The organism is Streptococcus sp. HMSC065C01, from assembly GCF_001813525.1.
Lineage (GTDB): Bacteria > Bacillota > Bacilli > Lactobacillales > Streptococcaceae > Streptococcus > Streptococcus parasanguinis_V.
Window position 1 is genome coordinate 70,952 of record NZ_KV812832.1, and the last position, 21,903, is coordinate 92,854.

Here is a 21,903-nt window from a genome sequence, read left to right on the forward strand (position 1 = left end):
GAGGCTAGGACTTTTGTCCCAGCCTCTTTTTCGTATTAAACAAGATGACGTTCAAATGGATCATCTGAGATTCCTTGATCTAGAATCAAGCGACACCATTCTTTGGCTGAGAAGAGGCTGTGATCCTTGTAATTTCCGCAAGACTCAATGGTTGTGCCTGGGACATCCTCCCAAGTGCTGATAGAAGCAATTTCTTCTAGAGAATCTTTAATCACTTTAGCAATTTCCGTACTTGAATGCTGTCCCCACATGATCATATGAAAACCGGTGCGACATCCAAATGGGGAACAATCAATCATTCCATCGATGCGTTTGCGAATAAGCATTGCAAGAAGGTGCTCGATGGTGTGGAGCCCTGCCGTTGGAATCGCATTTTCATTGGGTTGCACCAGGCGAATATCAAAGTTAGAGATGATATCTCCTTTGGGTCCAGTTTCCTCACCAATCAAGCGTACATAGGGAGCCTTTACAGCTGTGTGGTCCAATTCAAAACTTTCAACAATTACTTCTTTTGTCATACTCAAATCCTTCTTTGTTTTTCTTGATTATAGCATAAAAAAGCAGATTCAACAAAGTGGAAATAAATGAATTCCTCACAGATGTTCCATGAAAGAAACGTGGATAAAAGAACAAGGGTTAAGCAAAAATATAAAAGGTTTTTCCTGTTTTTTTAGATTGTTAATTTTAGTAATTTATGGTAAAATGTAAAAGAATTTTTAATTCAACTAATTAAATAGATTTGGGGTAAAAGCATGAATTTTGTAATTACAGGTGTTTTTGCCGCGGTCATTGGTTTAGTCATTGGATATGTGGGAACTGCTCTTAAAATGAAAGCTTCAAAAGAAGCTGCGGAACTCACCCTTTTGAATGCTGAACAAGAAGCAACGAATTTACGTGGACAGGCTGAACGCGAAGCCGATTTGATTTTAAAAGAGGCGAAGCATGAGTCAAGTTCACTTAAAAAAGAAGCACTTTTGGAGGCAAAGGAAGAAGCCAGAAAATATCGTGAAGAGGTCGATGCTGAGTTTAAGTCAGAACGACAAGAATTGAAGCAATTAGAAAGCCGTTTGGCAGAACGTGCTAGCAATCTTGATCGTAAAGACGACATTTTAACAAGCAAAGAACAGTCTCTTGAACACAAAGAGCAAAGTCTTACAGATAGAACTAAACACATTGATGCGCGTGAACAACAGCTGGAAGAGCTTGAACACAAGAAAGTAGAAGAACTGGAACGTGTCGCTGCTCTAAGTCAAGGAGAAGCGCGTGACATTATTTTGAGTCAGACGGAAGAGCAACTTTCAAAAGAAATTGCCTCACGGATTCGTGATGCTGAATTGGAAGTGAAAGAACGTTCTGATAAAATCGCAAAAGACATTCTCGTGCAAGCCATGCAGCGAATGGCGGGTGATTTTGTTGCTGAGCAAACAAACTCAACCGTTCATTTGCCGGACGATAGTATGAAGGGGCGGATTATCGGTCGTGAAGGTCGCAACATTCGTACCTTTGAGAGCTTGACAGGTGTCGATGTGATTATTGATGATACGCCTGAAGTGGTGACCTTGTCAGGGTTTGATCCGATTCGTCGTGAAATCGCCCGCATGACAATGGAGAGCCTTCTCAAAGATGGTCGGATCCATCCAGCCCGCATCGAAGAGCTGGTTGAGAAGAACCGTCAGGAAATTGACAATCGTATTCGTGAATACGGTGAGGCAGCTGCCTATGAAATTGGTGCGCCAAACCTCCATCCAGATTTGATGAAAATCATGGGACGGTTGCAATTCCGTACTTCTTATGGTCAAAACGTTTTGCGTCACTCCATTGAAGTTGCCAAACTTTCTGGTATTATTGCCAGCGAGTTGGGTGAAAATGCTACTTTGGCACGACGTGCAGGATTCTTACATGATATCGGTAAAGCAATTGACCGTGAAGTGGAAGGAAGTCACGTCGAGATTGGAACTGAATTGGCACGGAAGTACAAGGAACACCCAGTGGTGGTCAATACCATTGCCAGTCACCATGGTGACGTGGAACCAGAAAGTGTCATCGCAGTCATTGTCGCTGCAGCGGATGCCTTGAGTGCAGCTCGGCCTGGAGCACGAAGTGAGTCACTTGAAAGCTACATCAAACGCTTGCAAGATCTTGAAGAAATTGCAAATAGTTTTGAAGGAGTTAAGACAAGTTTCGCCCTTCAAGCGGGTCGTGAAATCCGTATTATGGTTAGCCCTGAGGCAATCAAGGATGATAAAGTGACGATCTTGGCTCATGATATTCGTGAGAAGATCGAGTCCAATCTTGAATATCCTGGAAACATTAAGGTTACCGTTATTCGAGAATTGCGTGCAGTCGATTACGCAAAATAAACAAAAAGCTTGAGATCTAGCATCTCAAGCTTTTTGAATGAAAAAATCAGTTGAAAATTAGGCCGATTTTTGTTACACTAGATAGAAAGACATTGAAGGAGAAATCATGGCGGATCGTGGCTTATTAATCGTATTTTCTGGCCCTTCGGGGGTTGGAAAAGGAACGGTCAGACGAGAAATTTTTGAAAACTCGGACAATCAGTTTCAGTATTCTGTATCGATGACGACGCGTGCACAACGTCCAGGTGAAGTGGATGGTGTCGACTATTTTTTCCGTACACGTGAAGAATTTGAAGATTTGATCCGTCAAGGGCAAATGTTGGAGTACGCTGAGTACGTTGGAAATTACTATGGGACTCCTTTAACCTATGTGAATGAAACCTTGGACAAGGGAATCGATGTATTCCTTGAAATTGAAGTTCAGGGTGCCCTTCAAGTAAAGAAGAAAGTTCCAGATGCAGTTTTTATTTTCTTAACTCCGCCTGATTTGGATGAATTGCAAGATCGATTAGTGGGTCGCGGGACAGATAGTGCAGAAGTTATTGCGCAACGGATTGAAAAAGCAAAAGAAGAAATCGCCATGATGCGTGAATATGACTACGCCATTGTGAACGATGAAGTTCCTCTTGCTGCTGAGCGTGTCAAACGTGTGATCGAAGCAGAGCATTTCCGTGTAGACCGTGTCATTGGCCATTATCTGGATATGTTACCAAAAACACAAACTATTGTGAAGAGATAAATAATTAGAAATTAGGTATAGGAATATGATGTTAAAACCTTCTATTGATACATTGCTTGACAAAGTACCATCAAAATATTCATTGGTCATTCTTGAGGCAAAACGGGCCCACGAATTGGAAAGTGGTGCAGTACCAACTCAAGAATTCCAATCAGTTAAATCAACATTACAAGCGCTTGAAGAAATCGAGTCTGGAAACGTAGTTGTTCACCCGGATCCAGAAGCAAAACGTGAAGCGCTTCGTCGTCGGATTGAAGCAGAGCGGATTCGCAAAGAAGAAGAAGAGCGCAAAATTAAGGAACAAATTGCCAAAGAAAAAGAAGATGGTGAAAAAATTTAAGGTTGGGGCTTCTCAATCTTATTTTTTGCTATTTAAAGGGTTCCGTGATAAAGTAAAGCTCATATGATAGAGGCTGGAGGTGAAAAAGTGATAGCAAAAGTCATCGTAGATGTCCCATTGATGCAGACAGATAAACCCTATTCTTATCAGATTCCATCAGAATTTGAGGATATGGTGGAGGCAGGTATGCGAGTTCATGTCCCCTTTGGTAAAGGGAATCGCCTCATTCAAGGGATTGTGGTAGATGTTTTAGAAGAGGCCGACACAAGCGAGGAATTAAAAGCGATTGTGGAGGTCTTGGATTACACTCCGGTCTTAAATCAAGAGCAGTTCTGGTTGGCAGATCAATTACGAAAAAGTGTTTTTTCTTATAAGATTACGATTTTAAAAACCATGCTTCCTTCTCTCCTCAATTCGAGTTATGATAAGATTTTGTATCCTCAACCTTCTTTAGATCCCACTCTCAAAGTGAAACTTTTTGGTGAAAAAAATGAAGTTTCTTTTTCTTCTCTAGATGCATCCGATCAAGCCCAAGTGATGCGGTTAGTTAGAAAAGGAGATTTAGTACTTGAATACAAGGCCAAGGATAAGAAACAAATTAAAACAGAAAAATGGTATCGCGTTAACCAGGAAGGATTAAAAGAACTTCAACCATCAGCGAGAGCTAAAAAAAGGCTAGCATTGAAAGAGCGCCTGTTACTAGAGCAAGGGGAGCAACCCTTAGCAGGATTGTATCAGGATTTTTCACGAGAAGTAGTGGCTTATTTTATTGATCAGGGTGCTTTAGAAATAACAGAACGAGAAGTGAATCGGGCGGCTGCATATTATGAAGGCAAAGAACAGACCCAGGCTCTGCTTTTAAATTCAGAGCAAGCAAAAGCTGTCGAAACAGTAGTTTCTCAAATTGGGAAAACATCAAAGCCTTTTTTATTAGAAGGTGTGACTGGAAGTGGGAAAACAGAAGTTTATCTGCAGATTATTCAAGAAGTTCTAAATAAGGGGAAAGCGGCTATTATGTTGGTTCCTGAGATTTCCCTGACGCCACAGATGACGGATCGTTTTATCTCGCGTTTTGGCCAGGAAGTAGCTATTCTGCACTCGGGCTTATCAAATGGTGAGAAGTATGATCAATGGCGAAAAGTTGAACGTGGGGAGGCCAAGGTAGTCGTTGGAGCACGCTCAGCCATCTTTGCTCCTTTAAAAAACATCGGAGCCATCATCATTGATGAGGAGCATGAGGCTTCCTACAAACAAGATAGTAACCCACGCTACCACGCAAGGGAGGTCGCAGTCCTAAGGGCTCAGTACAATCAAGCAGTCTTGCTTCTTGGATCTGCTACACCAAGTTTAGAATCACGGGCTCGTGCAACAAAAGGGGTTTATGAATTAATTCGTCTAACCCAGCGGGCCAATCCGGCAGCCAAAATTCCAGAAGTTAAAGTCGTTGATTTTCGTGATTATATTGGCCAAAATGAAGCTGGTAACTTCACTCCGGTTCTAGTGGAAGCTATTGCTGATCGCTTGCAGAAAAAAGAGCAGGTTGTCTTGATGTTGAACCGCCGTGGTTATTCCAGCTTTGTCATGTGTCGCGAGTGTGGAACTGTAGATACTTGTCCCAATTGTGATATCTCACTGACCCTCCACATGGATACTAAAACCATGAACTGTCATTATTGTGGCTATAGCAAAGCGATTCCTCGACAATGTCCAAATTGCCAAAGTCCTTCCATTCGTTATTACGGGACAGGAACACAAAAAGCCTATGATGAATTACAAGAGATCTTTCCTGAAGCTAAAATTCTGCGCATGGATGTGGATACCACTCGAAAAAAAGGGAGCCACGCAGCGATATTAGATGCTTTCGGGAATGGAGAAGCGGATATTTTGTTAGGGACGCAAATGATTGCGAAGGGCTTGGATTTTCCAAATGTGACCTTAGTGGGTGTCTTGAATGCGGATACTTCTTTAAATTTACCGGATTATCGATCCTCAGAGCGAACTTTTCAACTCTTGACTCAGGTGGCAGGTAGGGCCGGACGAGCAGAGAAAGAAGGAGAGGTTATCATTCAGAGCTACAACCCCAACCACTATGCGATTCGATTTGCCAAAGACCAAGATTATGAAGGCTTTTTTGCTTATGAAATGCAGATTCGTCGGCAGTTAGGCTATACGCCTTATTACTTCACAGTTGGGTTAACCCTATCCCATAAGAGTGAGGAAATTGTGATGGAGAAGTCACATCAGGTCATGGAAATTCTCCGATCTGGCTTATCTGATCAGGTCCAAATCTTAGGACCAACACCTAAACCAATTGCACGCACACATAATTTGTATCATTATCAAATCATTGTGAAATATCGTTTTGAAGAAGGCATGACACAGGTCTTGAACCAAATCTTAGAATTTACGCAAGAAAGAGGCAACCAAGATCTACGTGTCAGTATTGATAATGAACCTCAAAGTTTTATGTAAGGAAGAAAGAAATGACAAAATTAATTTTTATGGGAACGCCTGATTTTTCAGCGACGGTTTTAAAGGGATTGTTAGCAGATTCGCGCTATGAAATTCTGGCGGTTGTGACGCAACCAGACCGCAAAGTAGGTCGCAAAAAAGAGATTCGAATGACCCCGGTGAAGCAGGTAGCTTTGGACCATCAACTACCGGTTCTTCAGCCAGAGAAATTATCGGGTAGTCCAGAAATGGAAACGCTCTTATCACTAGATGCAGATGGAATTGTGACCGCTGCTTTTGGACAATTTTTACCGACAAAATTGTTGGAGAACTTCCAATTTGCGGTGAATGTCCACGCGTCTTTGTTGCCTAAATATAGAGGTGGTGCTCCCATTCACTATGCCCTGATCAATGGTGATGAAGAAGCAGGCGTTACGATTATGGAAATGGTCAAGGAAATGGATGCCGGAGACATGATTGCAGCTCGTTCTCTCCCAATTTTAGATGAGGACAATGTGGGAACTTTGTTTGAAAAATTGGCAGTCCTTGGACGTGACTTACTCCTAGATACTTTGCCAGCTTACCTGGCAGGAGAGATCAAGCCAAGTCCACAAGATCCAAGTTTGGTCACATTTTCACCAAATATTTTACCGGAAGAAGAGGTTTTGGACTGGACCAAAACCAATCGCCAAGTCTTTAACCAGATCCGGGGGATGAATCCTTGGCCAGTTGCTCATACGTTATTAAATGGTCAGCGCTTTAAAGTTTATGAAGCAGAGCTATGCGAAGGAAATGGAAATCCAGGAGAAGTGATTGCTTTGACCAAAAAAGAGTTGCTGGTAGCTGCTGGAGAAGGTGCACTGTCCCTTAAAGTTGTGCAGCCAGCAGGAAAACCTAAAATGTCCATCACAGACTTTTTGAATGGCGCGGGTCGTCAATTGAAAGTAGGAGATCACTTTGGAAGTTAAACAAATGAATGCGCGTGAACAGATCGTTCGAGTGTTAGAAGAGGTTTTTGAACAGGGAGCTTATTCTAATATTGCCCTAAATCAAGCGCTGGAACATTCTCATCTTTCAGATAAAGATAGAAGCTTTGTTACGGAAGTTGTTTACGGTACTGTCGCACGGAAGATAACACTCGAATGGTATCTCGCCCACGTGATTGAAGACCGGACGAAATTAGATACTTGGCTCTATTATCTTTTGATGATGAGTTTGTATCAATTTGTCTATTTGGACCGCATTCCTGATCATGCCGTCGTCAATGAAGCTGTCCGGATAGCAAAACGCCGTAAAGAAGGCAGTGAGAAGTTTGTCAATGCTATTCTTAGAAAGCTCCTCCGCGAGGGACTACCAGCTATTGATACGATCAAGCGAAAGAACAAACGTTATTCGGTAGAGTATTCCCTACCAGTATGGTTGGTCAAAGCATTGATCGAAGAATACGGTGAAGAACGTGCTTGCGCTATTTTTAAGAGTCTCTATCAGCGTAATAAATCCAGTATTCGTGTGATTGATCTGGACGAAAAAGAAGAGTTGGCTCAGTTGCTCGAAGCAACCTCCTCTCTACTTGCTTCGTCCGCTCTCGTGAAAGAGCAGGGACATTTTGCGGCGCATTCCTTGTTTAAAGAAGGGCGCATTACTATTCAAGACGAGTCCAGCCAATTGGTGGCACCAGCTTTAGATTTGCAAGGAGATGAGTGGGTTTTAGATGCCTGTGCGGCGCCAGGTGGAAAGACGACCCACCTGGCTTCTTATCTCACAACTGGGAAAGTCACAGCCTTGGATCTCTATGACCATAAGCTCAAATTGATTCAAGAAAATGCTAATCGGCTCCATGTTGCGGACAAAATTTTGACAAAGAAGTTAGATGCGACAAAAGTCTTTGAAACATTTGGACCTGATGCTTTCGATAAAATTTTGGTGGATGCGCCTTGTTCAGGGATTGGTTTGATACGGAGAAAGCCTGATATCAAGTACAATAAAGAGAGTGCAGATTTTGTATCTTTACAAGCTATTCAATTGGCAATCCTGGATAGTGTTTGTCAAAGTGTGCGTAAAGGTGGTATAATAGTGTACAGTACGTGTACAATTATGGGCAAAGAGAATTTTGAAGTGGTGGACCAATTTTTGAAAAACCATCCAAATTTCGAACAAGTCCCATTGGATCACGAAAGAAAAGATATTCTTAAAAATGATTGTATCCTTATTACACCCGAATTATATGGAAGCGACGGCTTCTTTATCAGTCGTTTTAAGAGAATCTCATAATATCAGGAGGAAACTGACAGTATGGATATGACGATCTTAACCGATGTAGGTCAAAGACGGACAAATAACCAAGACTATGCAAATCAATATACAAACAAGGCAGGAAAACCGATGGTTTTTCTTGCTGATGGTATGGGAGGACACCGTGCCGGAAATATTGCTAGTGAAATGGCAGTCACAGACCTAGGTGCGGCTTGGGTTTCTTCTGAGATCGAGACGGTTAATCAAGTACGGGAATGGTTTGCAGAACATTTAGAAGCTGTGAACCGTCGGATCCATTTAGCTGGGCAAGATGATGAGCACAAAGGAATGGGAACGACACTGGAAGCTTTGGCTTTTGTAGAAGGACAAGTGATTTATGCCCATGTTGGAGATTCGCGGATTGGCCTCATTCGTCAGGGCGAATACCAGCAGTTGACCAGTGATCATTCTCTTGTAAATGCTCTTTTGCGAGCAGGTCAAATCACAGAGGAAGAAGCAGCCCATCATCCTCAACGTAACATCATCACTCAGTCCATTGGCCAAAAAGATGAGTTAGAGCCGGATTATGGTTTGGTGACGGTTGAAGCAGATGATTATATTTTGATCAATAGTGACGGTTTAACCAATATGATTGGCCCAGATGAAATCAGAGACATTGTCTTGAGTGATGTTTCACTGGAAGAAAAAGCTCAAACCTTGATTCGTTTTGCCAATAATGCTGGAGGCTTGGATAATATCACTGTTGTACTGCTCCACTTTACTGAGGAGGACGCAGCATGATTCAAATCGGCAAAATTTTTGCCGGGCGATATAAAATCATCCAACAAATTGGACGCGGCGGGATGGCAGATGTTTATCTTGCGCGTGATTTGATTTTAGATGGGGAAGAAGTTGCAGTCAAGGTACTGCGTACGAATTACCAGACGGATCCCATTGCGGTTGCGCGTTTTCAGCGTGAAGCAAAGGCGATGGCAGAGCTGGACCATCCAAATATCGTTCGGATTACAGACATTGGCGAAGAAGAAGGACAACAATACCTTGCAATGGAATATGTTGCAGGTTTAGACTTGAAACGCTATATCAAAGAAAATGCTCCTTTATCAAATGAAGAAGCTGTTCGTTTGATGGGGCAGATCCTTCTAGCTATGCGTCTTGCCCATACGTGTGGCATTATCCATAGAGATTTAAAACCACAGAATGTCCTCTTGACACCAGATGGAACAGCAAAAGTTTCAGACTTTGGGATTGCAGTGGCCTTCGCAGAGACTAGCTTGACCCAGACCAACTCGATGTTGGGGTCGGTTCATTATTTGTCCCCTGAGCAGGCGCGTGGATCAAAAGCTACGGTGCAAAGTGACATCTACGCGATGGGGATTATTTTCTATGAGATGTTGACAGGACACATTCCTTATGATGGAGATAGTGCAGTTACAATTGCTTTGCAGCATTTTCAAAAGCCACTCCCATCTATTCGGGAAGAGAATAAGAATGTTCCACAAGCTTTAGAAAATGTGGTGATCAAAGCGACAGCTAAAAAACTGACGGATCGCTATAAATCAGTGGCAGAGATGTATGTGGACCTTTCAAGTTGCTTGTCCTACGAGAGAAGAAATGAGAAAAAACTGATTTTTGAAGATCAATCGAAAGCTGATACAAAGACTCTTCCAAAAGTGAGTCCAACTCCAAAGACGGCTCCTGTTCCAATCTCTGAGGTACGCAGTGAAATCAGTTCGGTAGATCCTAATCGACCATTATCTGACCAGCAGACAATGGCACCAAGTAAAAAGCCAAGAAGACGCTTGCGGGCGCGCTACAAGGTCTTGTTTGTTGCCATTGCCCTAGTTCTTGCAGCCTTTACTTTCTTGTTGTATATGAGCCCAGCCAATAAAACAGTTCCAGATGTTTCCGGCAAAACCATTGCCGAAGCTAGAGCGGTTATTGAGGGACAAGACCTTCAAGTCGGTGAAGAGAAAGAAGAGTACAGTGATTCGGTTGCAGAAGGCTACGTCATTCGGACCAATCCAAATGCAGGTGCTCAAAAGAAAGAACAAAGTCGCATTGATTTGATTGTTTCAAAAGGTCCAAATAGTTTTGAAATGCCAAACTATGTAGGAGAAACACGAGCTAAAGCAGAGGAAGATCTGAAAAATACTTATAAAGTATCAAGCAAAATGATCACGATTGAAGAAGTTGAGACCTTCGATTATGCTGCAGGGACAGTTCTTGAACAAACCCCAGCTCCAGGAGAGCAATATTCTCTGAATTCAAAAACAAAGATTGTTTTGAAAGTAGCGAAAGAAACGACTTCAATTGAAATGCCAAACTATGTTGGATCAACTTACGATTTTGCTAGAAGTAATTTGATTGAGATCTATGGTATTAAAGAAGCCAATATCGAATTAAGAAAAACAGAACATCTCCCTGACGGGGTAGTTGTTTCTGCCGGTCAAATTGTTAGTCAAACTCCAGAAGTTTCGAGTACGGTGGATATTAACCGAACACGAATTGTTTTAACGGTATATGAGCCTAAAGTGACAGCTTCTTCAAGTACGAAAGCATCATCAAGTTCAGATACATCTAGTTCATCTTCTGTTGAACGATCAGATACAGAAAGTTCTAGCAGTAGTGCAACTGGTGGAGATTCATAAATCAGTCTAAGACTCAGATGGATTTCTGAGTCTTTTTGTATTTTTTTGTTGCTATGTCGTGATTTTTTTATTTCCCTGTCGAGGGAAAAACTTTGAGGTCGCTTCAAGAAACTATTTTTCTACAGATGAATAGATTATGTGAACTCCTTAACAAACAAGGGGTTTCAAGTCCGGTAAAATAAAATAGTCAATTAAACATAAGGTGATTTGAAGTTGAAAATAGATTGAATATCAAATTATTTGCCTTTGTTTTAGCCCACATGCTATAATCTGCGTGAAAGGAGATCAAAGAGTAAAAAGTCGTTCAGACCTGCTTTGATAGGAAATTGGTAAACGAATAGATTTTTTTCTGCTAGTTGAATAGGCCTTGACAACTAGTGGAGATAACTATCGTGAACTGAGAAACAGGGAGGTAGAATGACTTTTGAAATATGTGCACATAGTTGATGTATCTTTCGCCTATACTTTCCCAATGGAGATTATTTAAATGGACAGAAAATATAGAGTGGTTAGTCGAGCAATCTTAGCAACAGCTATGATTGTCCCGGCATTTATAGCAACAAAAGTAGCTGCAGAAAATAGAGGATGGAATACCTCCCCTTATCGTTCAAACTATTATAACTATGGTTACAATAATTGGAACGGTTATAATGGCTATAATTCATGGACCTATAGTTATGGCTATGGATATCCAAATTGGAACTATTATTATGGCTATAACTATGGTTATCCTAGCTGGAATAATTATTATGGCTATAATGGTTGGAACTATGGTTATTCCTTGGAAAATGATGTAAACTACATTTATTGGAATGGCAATCATTATTATCGGATGAGTGATGGGACTTACCGGATCTACCGCAATGGTGAGTGGAAGCCTTTAACTAATCGGAATAACTCTACTAATAACCTTGCCAATGACCCTCATTATGTATATGAAAATGGCTACCATTATTATGTATTAGATAATGGGGATTATTACTACTATAAAAATGGTAAATGGGTATTTGTGAAGAATTCGACGGAAAATCCTGATACTCCAGATCCAACTCCAACACCGACTCCGGATCCAACTCCAACACCCGACGAGCCAGATCCAAGCGATAAACCCGATCAACCAGTCAACCCATCAGAACCATCTACACCAGAAGATCACGGGAACTTGATCTTCCCAGAAAATCCTCCATTTGTAGGAGCAGATGGAGAGTTTGATCCTTTCGCACCAACCCCAGAAAATCCAAGTGAACCAAAACCAGAAGAACCGGTGCAACCTGAAGTGCCTGGAAATGATGGTTTGGTATCAACAGATCAGCCTAGTGAAAACCAAATTCCTCCATACGTTGAGACACCAGCAGAAGGATTAGAACATCTTCCATGGGCTCCAAATGGACGAGCACCAAAGATAGTCTATCCTCCTGGCAAACCTGGATCAGCAGCTTTGCGTCGAGATAAGAACTACTACTTTGACGGGTCGACTCACTATTACTACGTTCCTTCTGATACGGAAGCAACTGGTTACTCTGCTTATTGGAAATGGAATGGAGATAAATGGAAACTTTATGGAATGACAGATCCGAAAGATCCTGAAATCGATCCAAAATTCCACGAAGATGCCAAAGATGATGAATATGCCTATAGCGATCGAGACTCAAGCGTGAAGCTCTACTCTACAAACCTTGTAGAAACAGCTAAAGCAGGTCAAGCTCTTCCATTTAAGAATGTGGATGAATTTAAGGACTATGTCATTAAGAAAATGAATCCTAAATTTATTGACAATGCTGGCTGGGATGCCAAAGTAGAATGGGAAATCGAGGACCCAGAACTCTTTGAGCAATCTAAAGAAAACCCATGGGCTAAAGACTATGTTTTAATCGCTAACTTGAAGAGTGGAGTAGATGACAAGAACTACAAAGATGTTGAGTTTGGCTATGTGAAATTCGTTTATCGTGTAGAAGCAACAGACAATACAAACTATATCGAGTTAGATAAAGCGAAAGAAGCCTTTGCTAAGATTAACGAATTGCGAAAAGCACAAGGCTTAAAAGAATTGACTTGGTCAGATGATGTCTACAACTCACGTGCCTTACCAAAAGCCCATACTATTTCACGTCAGTACGATAGCACAGGTTTTGTAGCTCGCCGTGAAGACAATGCAACAACAGTCGCAACGAAATGGTATAACAGTGGATTGAGAGAATTAATGCTCGATCCAAATGCCACAGAAGGTGCGGTAGCAGCAGTCATCAATGGCGACGGTAACTATTACTGGGCATTCATGTATAAATAATGCCTCTAGACAACCGTTATTGGAAAGAACTTATTTAATAACAATTCATTCCGATACTAAGGACACCCAAAGGATTTCTATCTTTTGGGTGTTTTTTGCTCTTCGTATTATCCAACCACAGACGGAAGTCAAATGAGGAAAAATTTGATAAAATAGGAAAAGATGAGGTAGACTATGTGGAAAATACAAATTTTTATTTTCGTTGAAGCCGTTTTGTTAACATTAGCAGCGATCACCATTTTATCAATCGATTTTTCCAGATTTGTTGTCTTGATGGTTCTCTTTTTGCTCCTTTTGTATTACTATTTTGGCAAACAAAAAGCAAATTTTCTATTAATCGCGCTGAGTGTGCTCTTGTTTTTTATCGTGATGCTGAATCCTTTTGTGATTGCAGCCATTTTATTTGCGGTGGTTTATGGTTTATTGATCGCCTACCCTTATATGTATAAGGAAAATGAAGCAGTTGTGTTTGATGTTGAAGAGGATACGAAAATTCGTCAGGAAAAAACTCGATGGATTGGTGATTTACAACATTTTTCAAAGCAAAGTCGAGGGTATCGAGATCTGAATGTGATCCGAATTTTTGGGAATGACACCCTCCATTTAGAGGAGGTAGCCATTTGCAATTGGGACAATGTAGTGATCATACGGAAAGGGTTTGGAAATACAAAAATTATCTTACCGATTGATTTGGAGTTGCATTTACAAATTAACACCCTGTATGGAGATCTGAAGTTTTTGGAACTTCCTGTCCGTAAAATGAGAAATGAAACCATAGACATTGAAACGGCACATTATCGGAGATCGCACCGTTCTATAAAAATTGTGTTAGTTGGTATTGTTGGGGATGTTGAGGTGATTCGCGCATGAAGAAATTAGACTATCTCCTATTGTATTTCTATTCCCTAATGGTGGTTGCGGTCATTTGTCATACCATTTTCCATTTTGTTGGTTTTCAGTGGGGCAAACTTCTTTCAGATCTTTCCTTGCTTCAATCATTCCTATTTTTGGTTTTTAGTCTGACGCTTGCATTGACGGCTTTGGTTGTCTTAATTATTAAAATCACGCAATTTGTAACGGTTCATGCAGTACAACAAAAGGTAGAATCTATCCTGACTGCTTCACAGCGAAAAGAAATTGCCCCCAAAGAATTGAATCGACAGTTAGATTTATTGGACAGCAAATTGCTTCGACTAGAAGAAAATTTACAAAAAAGTGAAAATCGTGTGATGCGAAATGAGGAAGAAATTGTGGAAATCGAGCGTAAGAGAATTGCGCGTGATCTACATGACACGGTTAGTCAAGAATTGTTTGCAGCCAATATGATTTTATCTGGAGTGGCAGCACAGGCCCTTGAGTTAGAGAAAAGTCAGATCCAGCAGCAACTCAATGGTGTGTCAGATATTCTAGGTACAGCCCAAAATGATTTACGCGTCTTGCTCCTACATCTTCGTCCTACAGAATTGGAAGGAAAAAGTTTGGTAGAAGGTATGGAGATGATTTTTAGAGAATTGAAGGAAAAGAGTAACCTAACAGTTGTCTTCCATCATAATGACGTGAGCATTCCAAAAGAAATGGAAGAACATCTATTTCGGATCGTCCAAGAAATTGTCAGCAATACCATGAAACACGCTAGAGCTCAACAAATGGATGTCTTTTTGCATCAGGAAGGAAAACAACTTCATTTACGGATGGTAGATGATGGAATCGGCTTTGAGCAGGAAAAATTGGAACGATTGAGTTATGGGTTGAAAAATATTCAAGAACGTGTAGAGGACATGGCGGGAACCATTAAAATAAGAACGAGTCCTCAAAAGGGAGTGGCTGTGGATATTCGCGTTCCCCTCCTTGTAAAAGATAAAAATGAAAAGGAAACTGTATGAAAGTATTATTAGTAGACGACCATGAAATGGTCCGGTTGGGATTGAAAAGCTTTTTGTCCATGCAAACCGATATTGAGCAAGTCTTAGAGGCGAAAAATGGGCAAGAAGGGGTGGAGTTGGCGCTGAAAGAAAGACCAGACGTCATCATCATGGATATTGTGATGCCAGAGCTAAATGGAATCGATGCGACTCTAGCCATCCTAAAAGAGTGGCCGGAAGCTAAAATTGTCATTTTGACGTCTTATTTAGATAACGAAAAGATTTACCCTGTCTTAGATGCCGGTGCAAAAGGGTATATTTTAAAGACCTCGTCAGCAACTGAGATCTTACAGGCTGTCCGGAAGGTTGCAAAGGGAGAATTTGCGATTGAGACAGAAGTTAGTCAAAAAGTTGAGTCACGAAAGAACCATGCTGAATTGCATGATGATTTGACAGCTAGAGAACGAGATATTCTAGCTCTATTAACAAAAGGATATGAAAATCAACGAATAGCAGATGAACTCTTTATTTCTCTGAAAACAGTGAAGACCCATGTCTCCAACATCTTATCCAAATTGGAAGTCAGTGATCGGACGCAAGCAGTCGTCTATGCCTTCCGACACCATCTGGTGAATCAAGAAGATTTTTAAAAGGAAACATGCTATAATAGAGCATGATCATAAGGGGGGAGACAAGTGGACGCAAAATTACGTTATAAAGCCAAAAAAGTTAAAATCGTCTTTTTTGATATTGATGATACATTACGTGCAAAAGAAACTGGATTGATTCCAGAATCTGTCAAAGAAGTCTTTCATCAGTTGAAAGAAAAAGGAATCCGAACAGGGATTGCAACCGGTAGAGGGATTTTTGGGGTTGTTCCTGAAATCATGGACTTAAAGCCTGATTTTTTAGTAACCTTAAACGGTGCCTATATAGAAGATACAAAAGGAACTGTGATCTACCAATCACCAATCAATGAAGCAATCGTTTCTTCTTTTGTGGATTGGGCCAAAGAATCCGAGATTGATTATGGGTTAGTAGCTAGTCATCAAGCTGCCCTGTCTAATCGGACACCCTTGATCAGTGATGCTATTGACATCATTTATCCAAACTTACCAGTAGATCCAGATCTGCATTTGAAAGAACCTATTTTCCAAATGTGGACCTTTGATGAACAGGATAGTGAACTAGAGTTGCCCCCTTCTTTGCAAGAGAACTTGCGCCTAGTTTCGTGGCATCCCCATTCATCAGATGTTGTTCGCTTTGAAGCTTCAAAAGCTTCAGGAGTTTCTCATCTTGTAAATCATTTGGGCTTGAAGCCAGAGAATGTTTTAGTATTTGGGGATGGATTAAATGATCTAGAACTGTTTGATTACGCTGGAATTAGTATCGCAATGAGAAAATCTGCTCCAGAGTTACAAGAAAAAGCTGATTATATCACTAAGAATTTAGAAGAAGATGGCATATTCTATGCCTTAGAGGAGTTAAATATGGTTGAAAAAGAATTGACATTACCACAGTTAGAACTTGCTACGGTTGACGGTCCTGTCGCTGTGATCAAAACCAATCACGGTGAGATGAACATTCAATTGTTCCCGGATCAAGCGCCAAAAACAGTTGCAAACTTTGTAGCTCTTGCTAAGTCTGGCTATTATGATGGTGTCATTTTCCATCGGATTATTAAAGATTTTATGATCCAAGGGGGAGATCCAACAGGCACAGGTATGGGTGGTGAATCCATCTATGGGAAGAGCTTCGAAGACGAGTTTTCAAAAGAATTGTACAATATTCGCGGAGCCCTTTCGATGGCAAATGCTGGACCAAACACAAATGGCAGCCAATTCTTTATTGTACAAAATCAACATCTTCCATATTCGAAAAAGGAATTGGTCCGCGGTGGCTGGCCTGAAAAAATCGCAGAAATCTATACGACAGAAGGGGGAACTCCTCACCTAGATCAACGTCATACAGTATTTGGTCAATTGATGGATGAAGCTTCTTTTGCTGTGTTGGATGAGATCGCGGCTGTTGAGACAGGGATGATGGATAAGCCAGTAGAAGATGTCGTGATTGAAACCATCGAAATTGAGGACTAATATGAAAATTGGAGATAAGTTAGAAGGAACCATCACAGGAATTCAACCTTACGGCGCCTTTGTCGAACTAGAGTCGGGTGTGACGGGCTTGATTCATATCTCAGAGATTAGAAGTGGTTATGTAAGTAATATTCATGATATTCTGTCGATTGGGGAGAAGGTCTTTGTCCAAGTCATCGATGTTGATGAATATTCTAAGAAAGCTAGCCTCTCTCTGAGAACACTAGAAGAAACACCACAACGAAGCATTCGACACCATCGTTTTTCAAATGACCGCTACAAGAGTGGTTTTGCGCCCTTAGCTCAACAGATGCCGACCTGGGTTAAAGAAGGAAAGGTATTCTTTAGCAAACAAGAAAAGAAATAAAAACTTCGATAGGTTGATGAAACCTATCGAAGTTTTTTTGATATAGAGAATTATTCAAATTCGTAAAGGGTAGTAGAAAGATAACGTTCTCCATTATCTGGTGCAAGAGCAAGAACTTTTTTACCGCTACCCAATTCTTTTGCGACTTCAATAGCAGCATAGATAGCAGCTGCGCTTGAGATACCGACTAAGAATCCTTCAGCTCCACCGATAGCGCGTGCAAGTTCGAAAGCTTCTTCTGAAGATACGCGACGAACACCATCATATGCATTAGTGTCTAAAGTATTTGGGATAAAACCAGCTGAAATCCCTTGGATTTTATGTGGTCCAGGTTTTTCGCCAGAAAGGACTGCGGATTCATTGGCCTCAACGGCATAGACTTTGACAGCAGGATTATTCTTTTTCAAAGTATGAGAAATACCAGAAACAGTACCACCAGTACCAACACCTGCGACAAAAGCATCTAAACCATCTTTTCCAAAGGCATCAACGATTTCTTGTCCTGTTGTTCTTTCATGTACCTCTGGGTTAGCAGGGTTTTCAAATTGAAGAGGAAGGAAGCCATTTCTTTCTGCAGCGATTGCTTCAGCTTTAGCGATAGCGCCTTTCATTCCTTCACTTCCAGGAGTCAAAACGAGTTCAGCTCCATAGGCTTGGATGATTTTACGACGTTCCACACTCATGGTTTCAGGCATGACAATCACAACTTTGTAGCCTTTAGCTGCGCCGACCCATGACAAGCCAATCCCTGTGTTCCCACTAGTTGCTTCGACAATGGTATCACCTGGTTTGATCAAGCCATCCGCTTCAGCTTTTTCAATCATGCTCAAAGCAATCCGGTCTTTAACAGATGATCCAGGATTGAAGGCTTCGAGTTTGACATAGACATCTGCAGCTCCTTCAGGAACAAGACGGTTCAATTTGACAATCGGAGTGTTCCCGATCAATTCTGTAATATTTTCATAAATAGCCATAATATACCTCAGTTCTAGGTTTTCTTGATACTAACAAGTATAGTCCCTTGCGGGAAGAATGTAAAATATAGAAATTTTATGGGTGTGATAAAAAAAAACTATCGTTGCCGATAGCTTCTTTGGTTATTTTTCTACAGAAAGTAGGGGTACTTCAACCTCACGGATTCCTTGATCCTCAATAATGACTTTGCCATTGTAAAATTCGACTAAAGCTGCTGTGATAGAGTTTGTGTTTTCTTTATCCACAAAAATAGTTGTCATCACCTGATCTGTGAACATCGGATCTTGTTCCGCTAATTGATGGTCTTTTAAGAAATTAGCAAACTCTTGGTATTGGGAATAAGAAAGTGTGATCCCAAGAATCACTTGCTCTTTGATTTCTACCAGTCCAATTTCTCGAACTGCTTGTGCAACACTTCCAGCATAAGCACGAATCAGACCGCCAGCGCCTAATTTAATACCTCCGAAATAGCGGGTAACCACGACACAACTATTAGTGATGCGATGATTCTCCAAAACTCCTAACATCGGTACCCCAGCGGTTCCACTAGGCTCTCCATCGTCACTGGTCCGTTTGATGTCACTTTGTTCCCCAATGATGAAAGCAGAGCAGTTATGTGTAGCCTTATAGTGTTCCTTTTTGATGGCATTGATAAAATCTCTAGCTTCCTCTTCAGAGGAGACTCGCTTGACATGACAAATGAATTTTGATTTTTTGATTTCTTCTTGAACAGTGCCGTTCTCTTTAAATGTAACATATTCCATATTCTTATTTTACAAAAAAAGAATGATTTTCTCCAACTTTTGCGAATTAATAAGTATGAAGATAGAAGAATCTTATGGAAGACTCTTAACGGAGAGTCAAATGACAAATGATTTAAAAGAAATTGCCCAAGAACTTCCCGCTATAGAAAAACAGAATGGAAGGTACCAATGCTTTCGATGTGGCAGTTTGATTGATCAAAAACTGTGGAAGTTGAGTGAAGAGGTACTGTATTGTAGAGCCTGTATCCAATTGGGGAGGATCCGGAGTGATCAAAAACTTTATACTATTGCACAGCAAGACTTTGAAGGACAGGAGGTGTTAAACTGGAAGGGAACCTTGACTTCCTATCAACAAGAGGTATCCGAAGGTCTCATCCAAGCAGTTAAGGCGGGAAAACATGCCTTGGTACATGCTGTGACAGGAGCTGGAAAAACGGAAATGATGTATCAGGTTGTAGCAACAGCGATCAAGGCAGGAAAAGCAGTCTGTATTGCCACCCCAAGAATCGATGTCTGTATCGAACTGTACGGAAGGATGAAGGAAGATTTTTCCTGCCCCATCTCTTTACTTCATGGAGAATCGGAACCCTATTTTAGAACACCCTTGGTGATCGCTACAACCCATCAATTGCTAAAGTTTTATCAGGCCTTTGATCTCCTTATTATAGATGAAGTAGATGCGTTTCCCTATGTGGACAATCCAATCTTATATAAAGCAACTCAGAATGCAATAAAAAAAGAGGGAAATACCCTATATTTAACAGCAACCTCTACAGATGAGTTAGATAAAAAGGTCAAGAAAAAAGAAATCATTCGTTATAGTCTTCCAAGAAGATTTCATGGGAACCCACTAGTGGTCCCTGAAATAAAATGGGTGCCGAAAATTAGAGAAAAAATAGAAAAAGGAAGAATCCCTTACCAACTATTGCAACTGATCAAGAAACAAAGACAGACTCACTACCCATTGTTAATCTTTGTATCTGAAATAGAATTAGGACAACAATTCACTGAGAACTTAAAAAAATACTTTCCAAAAGAAACAGTAGGTTTTGTATCCTCACAGACTACAGATCGTCTACGAATAGTAGAAGAGTTTAGAAACAAAGCCATAACCATGCTAGTCTCGACAACAATTTTAGAAAGAGGAGTGACCTTTCCGTTTGTAGATGTCTTTGTTTTAGAAAGTAATCACAAATTATTTACTAAAAGTGCCCTCGTACAAATTTCAGGAAGGGTCGGTCGAAGTAAAGAAAGACCAACAGGTAAACTACTTTTTCTATCAGATGGTATAACACGAGAAATGAAGAAAGCGATCAAAGAAATAAAGGAAATGAATCAGGAGGCTGGATTTTGAAAGAATGTTTACTTTGTACGAAAGAGTTGAAAACTGGTGAACATTTCACAGACCTTATTTTTATGAATCAACAAGAAGAATGGATTTGTAAAGAATGCAAAGAAGACTTCGAACAAATTGGCGAAATCCATTGTCCTAGATGTTTTAAAGATAAGGAGGAGAAAGTATGTAAAGATTGCGAATACTGGATACAAAAGGGGAATATGGTCGAACATGAAGCATTATATAGATATAATGCAGCAATGAAGGACTATTTCAAGCGATATAAATTTGAAGGAGATCGTTTATTAGGAATGGTATTTGCATGTGAAATCAAAAAAGCCTTGAAAAAATATAAAAGCTATACGATAATACCGACTCCAATCAGCCATGAAAAAAAGCAGGAGAGAGGATTCAATCAAGTATCGACTATACTAGATTTTGCAGAGATAAAGTACAACAGTCTCTTCCAAAAAGAAGACACTTTAGCCCAATCAAAAAAAACAAGAGAAGAAAGATTAAAAACCTCTCAGCACTTTCAATTAAAAGGAGAAATTTCAGAAAAGCAGAAATATCTAATCATCGATGATATCTACACAACGGGCAAAACAATCGAATTAATGAAGCGCCTACTAATTGAAAAAGGTGTGAAAGAAATAAAGACATTTTCAATCGCAAGGTAAAAAAAGATTTGCAAAAACTTTATGAAAGCGTTATAATATACATATAAATAAAAACATAATGTTTAGAAAGTAGGTACTAATATGATTAAATATAGTATCCGTGGTGAAAACCTAGAAGTAACAGAAGCCATTCGCGACTATGTCGTTTCTAAACTCGAAAAGATTGAAAAATATTTTCAGGCAGATCAAGAGCTAGACGCTCGAGTAAACTTAAAAGTTTACCGTGAAAAGACCGCAAAAGTAGAAGTAACCATTCCGCTTGGATCTATCACACTTCGTGCAGAAGATGTCTCTCAAGATATGTACGGTTCAATTGATCTAGTTGTAGATAAAATTGAACGTCAAATTCGTAAGAATAAAACAAAAATCGAAAAGAAAAATCGTGTTAAATCTGGTGCAGGTAAATTGTTTACCGATGCGGTTGTAGAAGAAGCAGCAACCACAGAAAAAGTTGTTCGCTCAAAAACAATTGATCTAGAGCCAATGGATTTAGATGAAGCGATCCTTCAAATGGATCTATTAGCACACGACTTCTTCATTTATCGTGATGCAGAAGACAACACAACAAATGTGATCTACCGTAGAGAAGATGGAGACATCGGTCTATTGGAAGTAAAAGAATAGAGATCAAAAAGAGATTGAAAACATCAATTAAATTATAGAGAAATCAGGAGCATTTATGCTCCTGATATTTTTATATAAACCAAAAAAGTAAAAAAACTTTCAAAAAAATAAAATTTTTTGG

Annotated in this window: 20 protein-coding genes; 17 read left to right on the top strand and 3 right to left on the bottom strand. The window is 40.3% G+C overall.

Features of this window, described 5'->3' with window-relative positions; translation table 11 throughout:
* Positions 1-35: 35 nt before the first annotated feature.
* Positions 36-518, bottom strand: a complete 483-nt coding sequence (locus tag HMPREF2918_RS02015; protein WP_009732333.1) for an S-ribosylhomocysteine lyase — start codon at positions 516-518, stop codon at positions 36-38.
* A 234-nt stretch (positions 519-752) separates the two neighbouring features.
* Here HMPREF2918_RS02015 and HMPREF2918_RS02020 point away from each other — a divergent pair, with 234 nt between their 5' ends.
* The 14 genes from HMPREF2918_RS02020 to HMPREF2918_RS02085 all read left to right on the top strand — a co-directional run bounded on the left by HMPREF2918_RS02020 (position 753) and on the right by HMPREF2918_RS02085 (position 17,403).
* Entirely contained in the window at positions 753-2,360 is a 1,608-nt protein-coding gene (locus tag HMPREF2918_RS02020) for a ribonuclease Y (protein WP_049492366.1), read from the top strand.
* A gap of 106 nt (positions 2,361-2,466) precedes the next feature.
* The gene (gmk, locus tag HMPREF2918_RS02025; protein WP_003003905.1) at positions 2,467-3,099 is read left to right on the top strand and encodes a guanylate kinase; all 633 of its coding nucleotides are present in this window, start codon (positions 2,467-2,469) and stop codon (positions 3,097-3,099) included.
* A gap of 25 nt (positions 3,100-3,124) precedes the next feature.
* The gene (gene rpoZ / locus HMPREF2918_RS02030) at positions 3,125-3,439 is read left to right on the top strand and encodes a DNA-directed RNA polymerase subunit omega (protein WP_003010339.1); all 315 of its coding nucleotides are present in this window, start codon (positions 3,125-3,127) and stop codon (positions 3,437-3,439) included.
* Positions 3,440-3,502: 63 nt separating this feature from the next.
* The gene (locus tag HMPREF2918_RS02035; RefSeq protein WP_070594451.1) at positions 3,503-5,911 is read left to right on the top strand and encodes a primosomal protein N'; all 2,409 of its coding nucleotides are present in this window, start codon (positions 3,503-3,505) and stop codon (positions 5,909-5,911) included.
* An 11-nt stretch (positions 5,912-5,922) separates the two neighbouring features.
* Entirely contained in the window at positions 5,923-6,858 is a 936-nt protein-coding gene (gene fmt, locus HMPREF2918_RS02040; protein WP_070594452.1) for a methionyl-tRNA formyltransferase, read from the top strand.
* Complete coding sequence (gene rsmB / locus HMPREF2918_RS02045) at positions 6,848-8,161, top strand: 16S rRNA (cytosine(967)-C(5))-methyltransferase RsmB (RefSeq protein ID WP_070594453.1); 1,314 nt, start codon at positions 6,848-6,850, stop codon at positions 8,159-8,161. The genes fmt and rsmB overlap by 11 nt, the downstream gene beginning before the upstream one ends.
* Before the next feature lie 21 nt (positions 8,162-8,182).
* Positions 8,183-8,923, top strand: a complete 741-nt coding sequence (locus HMPREF2918_RS02050; RefSeq protein WP_049486055.1) for a Stp1/IreP family PP2C-type Ser/Thr phosphatase — start codon at positions 8,183-8,185, stop codon at positions 8,921-8,923.
* Positions 8,920-10,791: a Stk1 family PASTA domain-containing Ser/Thr kinase gene (pknB, locus tag HMPREF2918_RS02055; protein ID WP_070594454.1), complete on the top strand. Its 1,872-nt coding sequence runs from the start codon at positions 8,920-8,922 to the stop codon at positions 10,789-10,791. Before HMPREF2918_RS02050 ends, pknB begins: the two co-directional genes overlap by 4 nt.
* Positions 10,792-11,278: 487 nt before the next feature.
* Complete coding sequence (locus HMPREF2918_RS02060; RefSeq protein ID WP_070589947.1) at positions 11,279-13,078, top strand: CAP domain-containing protein; 1,800 nt, start codon at positions 11,279-11,281, stop codon at positions 13,076-13,078.
* A gap of 174 nt (positions 13,079-13,252) precedes the next feature.
* Positions 13,253-13,948, top strand: coding sequence for a cell wall-active antibiotics response protein LiaF (liaF, locus tag HMPREF2918_RS02065; protein ID WP_070594455.1), 696 nt, complete (start codon positions 13,253-13,255; stop codon positions 13,946-13,948).
* Positions 13,945-14,961, top strand: a complete 1,017-nt coding sequence (locus HMPREF2918_RS02070; protein ID WP_070594456.1) for an envelope stress sensor histidine kinase LiaS — start codon at positions 13,945-13,947, stop codon at positions 14,959-14,961. Before liaF ends, HMPREF2918_RS02070 begins: the two co-directional genes overlap by 4 nt.
* Positions 14,958-15,590, top strand: a complete 633-nt coding sequence (locus HMPREF2918_RS02075; protein WP_003004009.1) for a response regulator transcription factor — start codon at positions 14,958-14,960, stop codon at positions 15,588-15,590. Before HMPREF2918_RS02070 ends, HMPREF2918_RS02075 begins: the two co-directional genes overlap by 4 nt.
* A 45-nt stretch (positions 15,591-15,635) precedes the next feature.
* Positions 15,636-17,036, top strand: coding sequence for a bifunctional Cof-type HAD-IIB family hydrolase/peptidylprolyl isomerase (locus HMPREF2918_RS02080; RefSeq protein ID WP_070594457.1), 1,401 nt, complete (start codon positions 15,636-15,638; stop codon positions 17,034-17,036).
* Position 17,037: 1 nt separating this feature from the next.
* Positions 17,038-17,403 carry a S1 RNA-binding domain-containing protein gene (locus HMPREF2918_RS02085; RefSeq protein WP_070594458.1) on the top strand — a complete coding sequence of 122 codons (366 nt, stop codon included), beginning with the start codon at positions 17,038-17,040 and terminating at the stop codon, positions 17,401-17,403.
* 50 nt (positions 17,404-17,453) lie between these two features.
* On the opposite strand, the gene cysK is transcribed toward HMPREF2918_RS02085, so the two are convergent.
* Complete coding sequence (cysK, locus tag HMPREF2918_RS02090) at positions 17,454-18,377, bottom strand: cysteine synthase A (protein WP_003004014.1); 924 nt, start codon at positions 18,375-18,377, stop codon at positions 17,454-17,456.
* Between the two features lie 123 nt (positions 18,378-18,500).
* Positions 18,501-19,142, bottom strand: coding sequence for a YigZ family protein (locus HMPREF2918_RS02095; protein ID WP_045760278.1), 642 nt, complete (start codon positions 19,140-19,142; stop codon positions 18,501-18,503).
* A gap of 55 nt (positions 19,143-19,197) precedes the next feature.
* Here HMPREF2918_RS02095 and HMPREF2918_RS02100 point away from each other — a divergent pair, with 55 nt between their 5' ends.
* The 3 genes from HMPREF2918_RS02100 to hpf all read left to right on the top strand — a co-directional run bounded on the left by HMPREF2918_RS02100 (position 19,198) and on the right by hpf (position 21,782).
* Positions 19,198-20,496 carry an ATP-dependent helicase ComFA gene (locus HMPREF2918_RS02100; protein WP_070594459.1) on the top strand — a complete coding sequence of 433 codons (1,299 nt, stop codon included), beginning with the start codon at positions 19,198-19,200 and terminating at the stop codon, positions 20,494-20,496.
* A complete protein-coding gene (locus tag HMPREF2918_RS02105) occupies positions 20,493-21,158 on the top strand; it encodes a ComF family protein (RefSeq protein ID WP_070594460.1) in 666 nt (221 codons plus the stop codon). Before HMPREF2918_RS02100 ends, HMPREF2918_RS02105 begins: the two co-directional genes overlap by 4 nt.
* Before the next feature lie 81 nt (positions 21,159-21,239).
* Positions 21,240-21,782, top strand: a complete 543-nt coding sequence (gene hpf, locus HMPREF2918_RS02110) for a ribosome hibernation-promoting factor, HPF/YfiA family (protein WP_021154569.1) — start codon at positions 21,240-21,242, stop codon at positions 21,780-21,782.
* Positions 21,783-21,903 lie beyond the last annotated feature (121 nt).